Below are 12,575 nucleotides of genomic sequence, written 5' to 3' on the forward strand. Positions count from 1 at the left end.
TGAGGATCACCGACCGGACAGCCGGGAGCAGCCTGATGCAACGGTTTGACGCGATTTTCATCGGCGCTGGCCAGGCCGGCCCCTCCCTTGCCGCCCGGATGGCCGAGCGCGGCATGAAGGTTGCGCTTATTGAACGAAAGTTCCTCGGCGGAACCTGCGTCAATGCGGGCTGCATGCCTACCAAGGCGCTGGTTGCCAGTGCCCGCGCGGCTTATGTCAGCAGGGGCAGCGCCGAGTTGGGCGTTAAAATCGCGGGCGCTGTATCCGTCGACATGCAGGTCGTTCAGCGCCGCGCACACCGGATAACCATGGACGCCCGCGATGGACTGGGGACTTGGCTCGGCACCATGGATGGCGTCACTATGATCTTTGGCCACGCTCGGTTCGAAGCCGCAGACAGGGTCAGTGTCAATGGCGAGACCCTCACTGCCCCGCAGATCTTCGTCAATGTCGGAGCGCGCCCGGTTATTCCTGACCTAGCGGGAATCCACAGCATCGATTATTTGACCAGCACCTCAATCCTCAAGCTCGACACCCTGCCCCGCCACCTCGCTGTCATTGGCGGAAGCTATATTGGCCTGGAGTTCGCGCAGATATATCGCCGATTCGGCTCGCAGGTCACGGTGATCGAGCGCGGAGCCCAGATCGCATCTCGCGAGGACAGCGACGTTTCCCAGGCCATTCAGGAAATCCTAGAAATCGAGGGCATTGACGTTCGCACAGGCGCGGAAAGCATCGCATTTGCCAGAAACGGCGACGGGGCAAGGATATCCCTGAATAGCGCCGCGATCGATGCCAGTCATGTCCTTGTGGCGACCGGGCGCGCGCCGAATACGGACGATCTTGGCCTCGATCTCGCGGGGGTCGCGATAAATGCACGCGGCTACATCGTCGTCGATGAAAAGCTGGCGACCAACGTCCCAGGCATTTGGGCGCTCGGCGATTGCAACGGGCACGGTGCCTTTACACACACTTCCTACAATGATTTCGAGATTGTTGCCGCCAACCTTATCGATGGTGAAGACCGCAAACTGTCGAGCCGGATTCCAGCATATGCCCTCTATATTGATCCACCGCTGGGCCGGGTCGGAATGACGGAGAGGGAAGCAGCCTCCTCAGGCCGCAATATCCATGTCTCCAAACGTGCCATGGCCCGGGTCGGGCGGGCGAAAGAGCGCGACGAGACCCTCGGCTTCATGAAAGTGATAGCCGACGCCGACACCGGACAAATCCTTGGAGCGGCGATACTCGGCATAGAAGGCGACGAAGCAATCCACGGTATTATCAATGCCATGAGTGCAGGGACCCGCTACACCGATCTCCAGTGGTCGGTTCCAATCCATCCGACGGTGTCGGAGCTCATACCGACGCTTCTAAGAGGCTTGGGCTAACAAATGACGGCACAAGCCGGACCGCCGTCTTTCCCAGTGGCTGCGACGATGGACGTCTAGCCCAGGTATTCGCCAACGGACAACGCCGAGAGGTCATAAGGCGTGAACGACCCCGTACCACCTCAGCTGTACGATCAACAACATCCTGGTCCACTCCGTAGTGAAGGCCTTGATTGAGATTCGCGCACTTCGCCGAATGACGGTCAATGCATAGCCTCCAGCATTGCGGCCGCCTTAGTGTACCCGCCACCCATTCCGTCCAGGAAATGAAGGTGCGAATTTTTACTGCCGGAGGGCACCAGGCAGGTCATCAAGGCGTGTGACTGCCGATGCAGGCCAAAACTGACCTGCCCTCGAAGTTTGGCGGCGCGGAGAAGTGCCTCGACCATGTCGATCTGTTCCGCCGTGCAGTCCAGTGTGAGACGCAGGACATCGTCGTACCTGCGATAATCCGAATTCGAGACAACATCGGACCACGCCCTGCCCCCGAGGTCGTCTGCTATATCTTTCGTGACGACTAAATCATTGGGCACAGGGTGTGACTGCCGTTCTCCCGCATCAAAAACCGAGAGAACCTGCTTTCCCAGCATCGCGAAATCGTCCGACTTCGCATGATCGCAAGGTTCTATCAGAAGAGAGAGTATTTCGCCGTGCTGGCTCGGGATCGGTGCCCATTCACAGGTCAATCCAGTCAGGTCCGGCGTCGCATGCTGGGGACCCGGAGCGATCGCATACTTTCCGGTTTTGATCTGCCGATCAGCCCAATTCAGCCCACCGCCGGCGAACATCGCATATGAAGCGGCCGTGGAGGCGGCATAGCGCGCTATTTTCACATCGCGTCCGCCTGCGCGGATTTCTTTCACCGAGACCAAGCCGGCGCGCAGATCAAACTGGAGCCTTTCGCGGGCGTATGCTGCAGTCTGCCGAAGCGCCAAGGTCGCGACTTCACGTCTTTCGGGGGGTATGGCGAATGCCGCACCATCGCCGCGGAACACGAATGGAAAGTCGAAACTGTTCCACGCGTTTCCCAGCGCTGCGATTATCGACGCGCCCGCGTAATTGACATCTCTGTGGCGGCCAGACGCGATCGATAAGCTGGAATCGGTAACGTCCGTTACTCCGACAAGCCAGTCTTCCGGCAACGGTTGATAGATTGAGGTGTCGAGCAGTTCGGCGAAGTCATGGTACGCCTCGCGCTGCATGCGGAACTTCAACATGGATAGCCTCCAGACCTTTTCGCGCCTTGGGATGATGGATGACACGATGAGCTCGGTAATTGCCGGGTCTGCCGGCTTGTCGCTGACAGACCCGAGAGACCGTGTTCAGACGAGGTTGGTGACCACGTTGATATTGCCGTGTGTCGCCTTCGAATACGGGCAAATGCTGTGCGCAGCTTCAAGCAGTTCGCGAGCGATTGCAGGATCGACTTCCGGTACGGTGACGTTGAGGCGAGCGCTTAGGAAATAGTTGCCATCATCAGCGTTGAGATCGATTTCGGCATCGACGGCGATCCCAGCCGGGAGCTTGATCTGCCTTTGCGAGGCGGCGACCTCGATGGCCCCCATGTAGCAGGCCGACCAGGCGGCACCGAAGAGGTTTTCGGCGGCAGGATGCGGCTGTTTCATCTTGATGTCCAGATAACCGTCGCTGCTGCGGGCTCCACCATCGCGGCCGTTAGTGTTGTGCGTCTTGCCAGTAAAGAGAACCTTGTTGGTCATAACGAATATCCTGTTCTTGGTTTTGATGATTGATCGTCTGCACAACTGTGCTGCCCAAGAGGTACCCCTCCATGACAGGAACCGCACGTTATGCGTTGTTAGTCGTCATTAGCCGCCATGAGTGGCCTCCAGTAACAGCGCCCCCGATGTAACGTTGAAACGCTTTGTGGGCCGGCTTTGGCAGGGGGAGAGCGACGCTCCTTTCGGCGGGCATAGGCCGCTATGAACATCTAACAACGCCTAACGTGTGCCTCTACTCTCGTCGGCGTACCCCTTGGAGCAGCACAGTCGTGCAGTCTCAATCCAATGTTTCCGAGGAGAATGATCATGACCGCAATCAAGACTGACGTTATCAACGAGGGCCGTCGTCGCCTGTTGGGTGCCGCGGCGTCTGGGATCGCCACGCTGGGTATTGCAAGTCTGCTTCCCGCAAATTCGACGGCAGCGGCGCAATCCGATGCCATCCGCCCGTTCCAGGTCAATGTTCCCGAAGCGGATCTTGTCGATCTTCGTTACCGCCTCGCCCACACACGGTTGCCTGAGAAAGAAACGGTCAGCGACTTTTCCCAGGGGGTTCCACTGAAAACGGCCCGGCAATTGTTGGATCACTGGCAGAACAAATACGACTGGCGCAAGGTGGAGGCTCGGATCAACGCGGTGCCGAATTTCATCACCGAGATCGATGACCTGGATATCCATTTCATCCATGTCCGCTCCAAGCATGAAAATGCGCTTCCGCTCATCGTCACGCATGGTTGGCCCGGTTCGATCATCGAGCAGTTGAAGATCATCGGACCTCTCACTGACCCGACGGCCCATGGCGGCAGTGCTTCGGATGCATTCCATATCGTCATCCCGTCGTTGCCGGGGTACGGCTTCTCGGAAAAGCCGGAAGCGACCGGCTGGGGGCCGGAACGCATCGCAACAGCCTGGATCACCTTGATGCGGCGTCTGGGCTACAAGCAGTTTGTGGCGCAGGGCGGCGATTGGGGTGCTGTCGTTACCGATATGATCGGCGTACAAGCTCCCCCGGAACTGCTCGGCATTCATACCAACATGCCGGGCGCAATTCCCGACGAAATAAACAACGCATCTTTTGCCGGCGCGCCGGCTCCCCTCGGGCTTTCGGATGAAGAAACGCGCTCGTACGACGAGCTCGTGTTCTTCTACAAGAATGTCTACTACGCATTTTTGATGGGAACACGTCCGCAAACTCTGACCGGGTTGACGGACTCTCCAATCGCTCTTGCAACCTATATGCTCGATCACGACAGGGCGAGCTTGGAAATGATCGCACGATCATTCGATGGCCAGGATGAAGGCCTCAGCCCTGACGATGTCCTCGACAACGTGACGCTGTTCTGGCTGACGAATACGGGCGTGTCGGCCGCACGGCTTTACTGGGAAAACAAGCTCCCATTCTTTGCCCCGAAGGGGGTGAAAGTGCCGGTCGCCGTCAGCGTCTTTCCCGACGAACTGTACCAGACACCGCGTGCCTGGGCCGAAAAGGCATATCCGAATCTCGTGCACTACAACAAGCTTCCCAAGGGCGGGCATTTTGCGGCTTGGGAGCAACCACAATTGTTCACCGATGAAGTCCGGGCTGGCTTTCGCAGCCTTCGGAAATCTGGCTGAGAATATGCAGAAGCCTCGGCGCGTGCACTCTGCGCGCCGATTTCTCTAACGGGCGCTGCGGCCCAAGAGATGTGTCCCATGAAGAAGACCATGCATCTGATTTACACGGCCACCACCGAAACCACGGGCGGGCGCGAAAACGGCGTTGCCCGCAGCATGGACGGCGTCCTCGACATCAGGCTCTCGGACCCCGCTTCGAGCGGCATCGGGACCAATCCCGAACAGCTCATGGCGGCCGGTTGGTCGGCAAGCTTCGCAAGCTCCTTGTTACAGGTGGCTCGAGAGGCCGGACTGAACCTTTCCGCTAATGTGAGGATCCACGCGGAAGTGGATCTGTCGTCGAACGATGGTGCATTTGTCATCGGCGTTCGACTGGTCGTCCAACTTCCGGGACTGGAACGCGCCGTCGCGTCGATTTTGATAGAGGAGGCTCGGCGCATCTGCCCGTTTTCACGGGCCACGCGGGGCAATGTCGAGGTTTCGTTTAAGATCATGTGAGCCGCCCGCCGGGTCCGGAGAGCCGACGTCCTTAATGGCGCCAACGAGGCCGTTCAAGTATAAGGAGATTGAGCAGCGGCTGGAGCAAGAGCCATGAACAATGCCAGCGACATTCCCGCCGACGAGTTATCATTCGGTCCGTTTCGCTTGAGTGTCAGCCAACGGCTCCTTGCGAAGGATGGTGTTGCGATCGACCTCGGTGCGCGTGCCCTGGACTTGCTTGTTGCTCTTACTCTTGCGCCTAACGTCGTCGTCGGCAAGAAGGACCTGATATCTCGCGTATGGCCCGATGTCATTGTCGATGAGGGCAGCCTTCGTTTCCACATGACAGGGTTGAGGAAGGCGCTTGGCGATGGCCAGGACGGCGCGCGCTATATCACCACTGTCGCCGGAAGGGGGTATTGCTTCGTAGCGCCGATTTCACGTTCCGGCCGGAAGCAACAGGGGTCTGTAGCGTCCGATTTCCGTCACGCCTTACTGCCTGGCCGGCTTGATCGCATGGTTGGTCGTGAACAGGACATCCTTCGACTGGCGGAAAAGCTGATGACGGCACGCATGGTCACCATCGTTGGCGTCGGTGGCGTCGGAAAGACCACTGTGGCGACGGCGGTCGCCCATCATCTCGCGCCGACATTCAATGGGGCTGTTCTGTTTGCCGATTACGGCATGTTGAGCGATCCTGGTCTGGTCGCGGCTGGGATCGCCTCAATGCTCGGCCTGCCGGTCGGATCCGACGACGTGCGTCCCAACCTGATTGCCTATCTGCGCGACAAGCAGATCATGCTGATACTTGATACGTGCGAGCATTTGATCGACGCCATTGCCGACCTCGTGGCAGCTATTGTCGAGGCAGCACCGCAAGTATTTCTCCTTGCAACCAGCCGCGAAGCTTTAAGGATCGAAGCCGAGAGCGTTTACAGGCTCGACACCCTCGCCTGCCCACCGGATGACCCGGAACTTTCGACCGAGGCGGTTCTGTCCTTTCCGGCAACGCGGCTGTTCTTGGAACGGGCAGCAGCGAGCGGCGCATTTCTCGATCTCAGCGACGAGGATGTTCGCGTCGTTGCGAGCATCTGCCGAAAACTCGATGGTATGGCGCTTGCCTTGGAACTCGCCGCCCGTCGCGTTGAAAGCTATGGTCTCGTTCAAACCGCCATGCTGCTCGATCGGCATTTGACATTGGGATGGGCTGGATCGCGAACGGCACCGCCGCGACAAAAGACGCTACAGGCAACGCTCGACTGGAGCTTTGGGCTTCTCACGGATACAGAGCGTATCGTGCTTCGGCGGCTGGCCGTTTTCGTCGGAGACTTTACGCTCGACGCCGCACTGGAGGTTATTGCCACATCGGACATGGATCCCCCCGCCGTCTTCGAAGCCATCGACAATCTTGTCGCCAAGTCATTGCTCACCACCTATCCCGTAGGCGCGATGATGCGCTACCGCCTGCTCGACACGACACGGGCCTATGCGCTGCAATGTCAGACCAGCGAGGACCGCGAGGGATTGGCTGCACGCCATGCCACGTATTATCGACGTTGGCTGGAGCAGTTCGGGCCGGATTGGCCGACTTTATCGACCGGTCCGGAGCGGCTACCTTATTTCGTGAGCATCAACAATGTACGAGCGGCATTGGAATGGTCGTTCGGGGAACATGGCGATATCGGCGTCGGCATCAGGCTTGCAGCTGCCGCCGCGCCGGTTTTCCAGGTGATGGCCCTCTTCCCCGAATGCCAGCGATGGTCGGAACGCGCCCTCCTTGCGCTGGATGATGCATCCAAGGGAAGTATCGAGGAAATGCACCTGCAGGCCGGTCTTGGCATTTCACGGATGTATCTGCAAGGCGGCCGCGAAACGTCGCAAGCCGCCCTCACTCGCGGGCTTCATATTGCGCAAGAACGGGGTAATGCGCTGGACCGGTTACGTGTTTTGGGCCCGCTAAGCATGTTCAACCTTCGCATCGGCGATTTCAATGCTGCCCTTCACTATGCGCGTGAGTGTTCCGAAATCGCAGCAACGGTTGACGATTCTGCCACGGTTGAACTGGGGCATTTCTTTCTTGGAAACTCGCTGCATTTCACGGGCGATCTCGTCAATGCCCGGACTGAACTTGAAGCCGCAGCACGGAGCGAACCACGACCACAACGAACTCCCGCCAGCTACGTCGGCTTCGAAGGCAAGCATCTCGCCGGCGGCATCCTTGCCCGGAACCTGTGGCTGCAAGGCTATCCGGAGCAAGCCAACATTCAGGCGCGCAAGGCTATCAGCGATGCGGCGAAGCTGGATCATTCGCTCACGCTTTGCATTGCCCTTCTGGGTGGTATCGCTGTCTTCTTGTGGCGAGACGATCTGCCGAGTGCCGAGGAGCATATAGAATGGCTGATCTCGCGCGCGGGGCTGCACTTCCTGTCACCATATGTATCCGTAGCCCGAGGTTTTCAGGGGGAATTGGCCATCCGCCGAGGGGACGTGACGTTCGGGGTCGAGACGGTGCGGCGATGTATCGACAAGCTCCATTCGGCGACTTACGAGGTTTTCACGACCATGCTCGAGATTTCGCTTGTTAAGGGATTGGCGGCGATCGGCGAGTTCGATGAAGGCCTGGTCAGGATCAACCGAACGATTGAACTCGTCGACAGAAACGGGGACCTCTGCTACCTGCCGGAGTTGCTGCGTATCAGAGCTAACCTACTTCTGTCGATGTCGCCTTCTCTGACGGAAGATGCGGAAGCATTCTTCATGCATTCACTGGAAAGAAGCCGGACAATGGGCGCACTTGCCTGGGAGTTAAGAACCGCGACTGATCTTGCCGCACGCTGGGCGCGCGGCAGCCGGTCTAGGGATGCGCGGGCACTTTTACAGCCGGTCTTCGAAGCGTTCGACGAAGGCTTGGATACAGCAGATCTGGTTGCCGCCAAACGTTTATTGGCAACACTGTCTTGACCCATCGCTCATCCCGCCAGGTCTGCTCTGGCGTTCGTGGGAAATCATTGATGCTCTGAAAAAACTTCTTCTTCCAGCAAACAGCCGTCATTTGCACCCGACCGTCTAAAAGCCCGGACTGCCCCAGCGGAACTCGACTAACGTCATGAACCGCACGATGGTTTGAGAGTTGCAGGTTACCTCTAAAGCCGTAGTGCGACGCAACAGTTCATCAACCGTACTGGAACCGTTCCATCCTCGTTCCTAATTTTTTTAGTGATATTGAATTTACGCATTATCAAGAACATCATCGCGTGGGGGCGGGTGAAATGAGGTAAACGATTGAGGGGAATCCTGAGATGAAAACTGGAGTTTTCGTGGCGTTGGCGCTTGCCTTTGCCGCCTGCACAACAGTGGCGCTCGAACCCATTCCCGGGAGCATAACCTATGGTGGGCAGCCTCGAACCAAACTGACCAAGTCGCCAGCCGGCAGTACGTTTACTCATACGTTCCACGACCAGCGCGGAAACTATTGGAGCGAGACCTATCGAATACAGCCGGATCGCTCGCTTGAGATCATTTCCAGACGCAGGGCCGAAGACTTCCGGCTCAACGCAAACGGGGGCTTGTAGGACCTCATGATCGGCAAGGCGTTTACCCTGTCCGGTCTATCGGCACATCTGATCAGGGTTTCGTACGGTCGCTTGCTTGATCAAATAGATGAGCAAGCTTTGCCAGACTGATGATGATGTTGTGTCCTTGCAAGTCTTATTTGCCTTCCGGCACCGCCACGAGCGGCAACACTTCTTGCCAGACAGGGTTGTAATAAAGGCCAATCAAGGGCATTTTCGGCCAATATGCCAGCGCCGATCATTGTTCCCATGACGTATTCGTGATAGCTTATATTAAGCTCAGCTCGCGACAAACAGTAGCAAGATCGGGTGGTGTGTGATGAAATTTCTTTACACTTCCGTGCTCGGCTTCGCGTTCTGGGTGTCGGCCGCGACGGCGGGGCCATTGCACGAGGCGTCCTCGAGCGGGGATGTCGAGAACGTTAAACATCTGCTGGATCAGGGTATCGACGTGGCGGAACCCGACAGCGCGGGCGATCCACCCCTGATCCTCGCTGCGCTCGCCGGCCATACGGAGCTCGTCGCTGTTTTGCTTGAGCGCGGCGCTAATATTGAAGTTCGCAACAAGTCCGGGCTGACTGCCCTTCATGCTGCGGCGTATGGCGGAAGTCTCGACGTCGTGAAGCTGCTCGTCGCCGAGGGAGCGACAGTCAACGATAACCGGAATTTTTTCCATATGACGCCGCTTCATGCGGCGGCCGAAGAAGGCCATGCAAACGTGGTGGAATTTCTCCTGGCCAACAATGCGACTGTGGATGCCAAGGAGCGAAACGGCGTCACGCCGTTGACCCAGGCGGGCTGGCGCGAGCATTGGGATGCAGCAGACCTACTCCTGAAAGCGGGAGCCGTTTGTCAACAGGCGAGTGTCGTCGGAGAGTGGCTCTACACCGAGTGCAGGAAACGTAAATAAAGCTAGCTTGAGTGCCGGGGCCGGGCACACGGAGTGTATCATGACCTACGAAAAGCGAATACGACGGATTGCCTCAGCGGCGCTATGGGCAGGGCTGGGCATTGCAATATTTTTCGTGCCGATCGCTGCGGCGGAAGATCCGCTCGTCAACACAGGCTACTTCGGTGACGTGGCCATCAAGGGGTATGATCCGGTCGCCTATTTCACGCAGAACGAGGCAGTACAGGGATCGGCGAAGTTTTCACATCATTGGCTCGGTGCAACCTGGCATTTTGCGAGCGCCAGAAACCGTGAGATGTTCATGCACGACCCTGCTAAATACGCACCGCAGTACGGCGGATATTGCGCTGATGGGGTATCCCTTGGAACAGTAACCACGAACATCGACCCGAAGGCCTGGCGTATCATCGATGGTAAGCTGTACATCAGCTACGACCCCGGCGCCGCCGAGGGTTTCGAAAAGAACACGTCGAAAGTCATCAACTCGCAAAAGCATTGGGCCGAGGTGCAACATACGCTTGTGACGGAAAAGCTGCAGAAGGATTGGCGCCAAAATAGTGCGAACTGAGGATGGGTGGGCTTCCTCGCCTGTCATTGGGCGAGGGAAAAGTACTTCAGTGCCTGCGGGGTCACGTGAACATATCGTGCCGCAGGATTCGACTGCGTCGTGTTGCGATAGACATATCCGCAAACCATTCGATCCATAAAATATCCGGCGAACGTCTCGCACAGGCGATCGTCGCGGATTTCAACGACCCCGGTTATGCTTGTATTTGCGGTACGGTACGCAGTGTTTCCCGCAGTGTCGAAGTATTGGATGAAACCTGTTCCGTTCCTGTGTTTTCCCACCCAAGTCTTTTCCTTGACGATGGAGCGTAGGTCCACTCCGACAACCTTATCTGCCTCCGCTCCCTCAAAGCCGAACGGCCACTGAGGGATGCCGGCAGCGCGAAGGCTGCCGAGATGACGCTGAAGATCGTCGTCATGCCAATAGTCATAGAGATAGCCATAGTAGGTCAGATTGCTGTCTGGGAAGAGTTTGAGCAGTCTTGCCGCTTCATCTGCACCATTCACCCGATCGCCCCTGATAGTATAAGCGGCGGTCAGATATTCATGCACGGGTTCTGCATCCGGGAGGGCGCCGCGCGCGGCTTCCATCAAGGGGATCGCCCGCTCAATGTCGCCTGCCGTATAGAAAACAATGCCGGCCAAGAGCTGAAAACTCGGCGGCGGCGACGGGTCGAGACGAAGGGCTTTCTCCATCTCGACGATTGCCTGCTCGTGTTTACCGGTATGAGCCAGAATAAGTGCGAGGTTTCCAAATGCCTCTGCGTCGCTTGGCTGTGCCTCGACCGCCTTGTTGGCGGAATTCAGCGCCTCGGCATCACGGCCGTCTACCAGTTGCAACAAAGCCAGCACAGCCAGTGCCCGCGCATTGTTCCCCTCCAGTTTCAGCGCTTCCCCCGCCGCGTCATAGGCAATCTTGCGTGCCACGGCCGCCGACCAGAGATAGGTGTAGTCGTTGCGCCAGACATCGACGGCGACGCGCGCAATGCCTGCATGCGCATTGGCAAATTTCGGATCGAGATCGATTGCCTTTTGGTAATAGGACAAGGTCCGGCGATATGTTTCGACATCGCTGTAGGTGATACCTTCCTGCTCGGCCCTGAGATAATAGTCATAGGCCTCAAGATTGTTGGTCGGTATCCGCGCCAACTGGTCCCTCTCACCCTCGCTCAACTTGACTGCCAAGGCGGAAATGATTTTACCGATGACGTCATCCTGAACGACGAAAAGATCTTCATATTGCCGATCGTACCGCTCTGCCCAAAGGGAAAGCCCCGTGACAGCATCGATGAGCTTGACGTTGATCCTGAGCCGTGCGCCCGCACGCTGCAGGGTCCCTTCCAAAACAAAATGGACACCAAGTTCCGCTGCGACATCCTGAATACTTCCTGACTTCTCCGACAGGGCAAAAACTGAATGTCGCGCAATGACGAACAGGCCCGAAACCTTGGACAGTTCGGTGATGAGATCGTCTGTTAATCCTTCAGCTAGGTGATCGTGATCCTTATCCCCGCTCACATTGATGAAAGGCAAAACGGCAACGGAAGGCTTGTCTGGCAATGGATACGCCAACCGGTTCGTCGCCACTGGAGTCTGGAGCAATTCGGGCCTCCACCAGACTGCGGCGCCAGCCATGACCACCACCAGTAAGGCCGCTGCGGTAAGGATCCACAGAGAACGCCGCGCCTTTGCTGCGCCAACCGTCTTGCCGGCCGCCGCCGGATCCAGCAGGACACGATATACCCTGATCGGCTCGCGAATGCTTTTGACCCTCTGCTCGCCAAGCGATATGAAGCCGACAGCAAGCTTCGTTTTCACCTGATCATAGGCAGGCCCGGAAATAGCGATGCCGCCCGGCTCCGCAAGCGTCTGTATCCGGGCGGCAATATTGACGCTATCACCGTGAATATCCTCGCCCTCGACGATGATGTCGCCGAGATTGATACCGATCCGGAAGTCCAGGCGCTGTTCGGGCAGCGCAGAGGCAGCCTGCTCGGACTTTTGCTGCTGCACTTCCACCGCACAGCGCAATGCATCAACAACGCTTTGAAACTCAAGAAGCAAGCCATCGCCCATGGTCTTGACCAAACGGCCGCCATTGTCACTTATTCTCGGCTCGAAGATATCCTTCATGTCGGCTTGGAACCGGAGGCGCGTCCCCTCCTCATCGATCTGGCTCAAGCGACCGTAACCAACGACATCGGCGATCAGGATTGCTGCGAGATGACGCTTCATGTTCCGGACCCACAGGAAAGCTACCCCTAATATACTACCGTAGGTCTCCAGCGGTTACCATTGAGAC

10 protein-coding genes are annotated in these 12,575 nt (G+C 57.6%); 7 read left to right on the forward strand and 3 right to left on the reverse strand.

Annotated features, from left to right (window positions below):
- Nucleotides 1-35 precede the first annotated feature (35 nt).
- Nucleotides 36-1,391: an FAD-containing oxidoreductase gene (locus ACP7E6_RS15395; RefSeq protein ID WP_426230617.1), complete on the forward strand. Its 1,356-nt coding sequence runs from the start codon at nucleotides 36-38 to the stop codon at nucleotides 1,389-1,391.
- Nucleotides 1,392-1,594: 203 nt separating this feature from the next.
- Here ACP7E6_RS15395 and ACP7E6_RS15400 read toward each other — a convergent pair whose 3' ends face one another.
- Together ACP7E6_RS15400 and ACP7E6_RS15405 are read right to left on the reverse strand one after the other, a co-directional pair.
- Nucleotides 1,595-2,608 (reverse strand): DUF3095 family protein, encoded by a 1,014-nt coding sequence (locus tag ACP7E6_RS15400; protein WP_426230619.1) that lies wholly within the window; start codon nucleotides 2,606-2,608, stop codon nucleotides 1,595-1,597.
- 105 nt (nucleotides 2,609-2,713) lie between these two features.
- Entirely contained in the window at nucleotides 2,714-3,109 is a 396-nt protein-coding gene (locus ACP7E6_RS15405) for an Ohr family peroxiredoxin (RefSeq protein WP_426230621.1), read from the reverse strand.
- Nucleotides 3,110-3,436: 327 nt separating this feature from the next.
- Between ACP7E6_RS15405 and ACP7E6_RS15410 the strand changes: the two genes are divergently transcribed.
- The 6 genes from ACP7E6_RS15410 to ACP7E6_RS15435 all read left to right on the forward strand — a co-directional run bounded on the left by ACP7E6_RS15410 (nucleotide 3,437) and on the right by ACP7E6_RS15435 (nucleotide 10,274).
- The gene (locus tag ACP7E6_RS15410; RefSeq protein WP_426230623.1) at nucleotides 3,437-4,744 is read left to right on the forward strand and encodes an epoxide hydrolase family protein; all 1,308 of its coding nucleotides are present in this window, start codon (nucleotides 3,437-3,439) and stop codon (nucleotides 4,742-4,744) included.
- 78 nt (nucleotides 4,745-4,822) lie between these two features.
- Nucleotides 4,823-5,242 (forward strand): Ohr family peroxiredoxin, encoded by a 420-nt coding sequence (locus tag ACP7E6_RS15415; RefSeq protein WP_426230625.1) that lies wholly within the window; start codon nucleotides 4,823-4,825, stop codon nucleotides 5,240-5,242.
- Between the two features lie 93 nt (nucleotides 5,243-5,335).
- Complete coding sequence (locus ACP7E6_RS15420) at nucleotides 5,336-8,185, forward strand: ATP-binding protein (protein WP_426230627.1); 2,850 nt, start codon at nucleotides 5,336-5,338, stop codon at nucleotides 8,183-8,185.
- Between the two features lie 338 nt (nucleotides 8,186-8,523).
- Entirely contained in the window at nucleotides 8,524-8,796 is a 273-nt protein-coding gene (locus ACP7E6_RS15425) for a hypothetical protein (RefSeq protein WP_426230629.1), read from the forward strand.
- A gap of 319 nt (nucleotides 8,797-9,115) precedes the next feature.
- On the forward strand, nucleotides 9,116-9,706 hold the full coding sequence (locus ACP7E6_RS15430) for an ankyrin repeat domain-containing protein (protein WP_426230631.1): 591 nt from the start codon (nucleotides 9,116-9,118) through the stop codon (nucleotides 9,704-9,706).
- A gap of 40 nt (nucleotides 9,707-9,746) precedes the next feature.
- Nucleotides 9,747-10,274, forward strand: a complete 528-nt coding sequence (locus tag ACP7E6_RS15435) for a YHS domain-containing (seleno)protein (protein WP_426230633.1) — start codon at nucleotides 9,747-9,749, stop codon at nucleotides 10,272-10,274.
- Nucleotides 10,275-10,297: 23 nt separating this feature from the next.
- Here the strand turns inward: ACP7E6_RS15435 and ACP7E6_RS15440 are convergent, their stop codons facing one another.
- Complete coding sequence (locus ACP7E6_RS15440) at nucleotides 10,298-12,508, reverse strand: tetratricopeptide repeat protein (protein ID WP_426230635.1); 2,211 nt, start codon at nucleotides 12,506-12,508, stop codon at nucleotides 10,298-10,300.
- Nucleotides 12,509-12,575 lie beyond the last annotated feature (67 nt).

This window comes from Pararhizobium sp. DWP3-4 (assembly GCF_049898205.1).
Taxonomy (GTDB): domain Bacteria; phylum Pseudomonadota; class Alphaproteobacteria; order Rhizobiales; family Rhizobiaceae; genus Pararhizobium.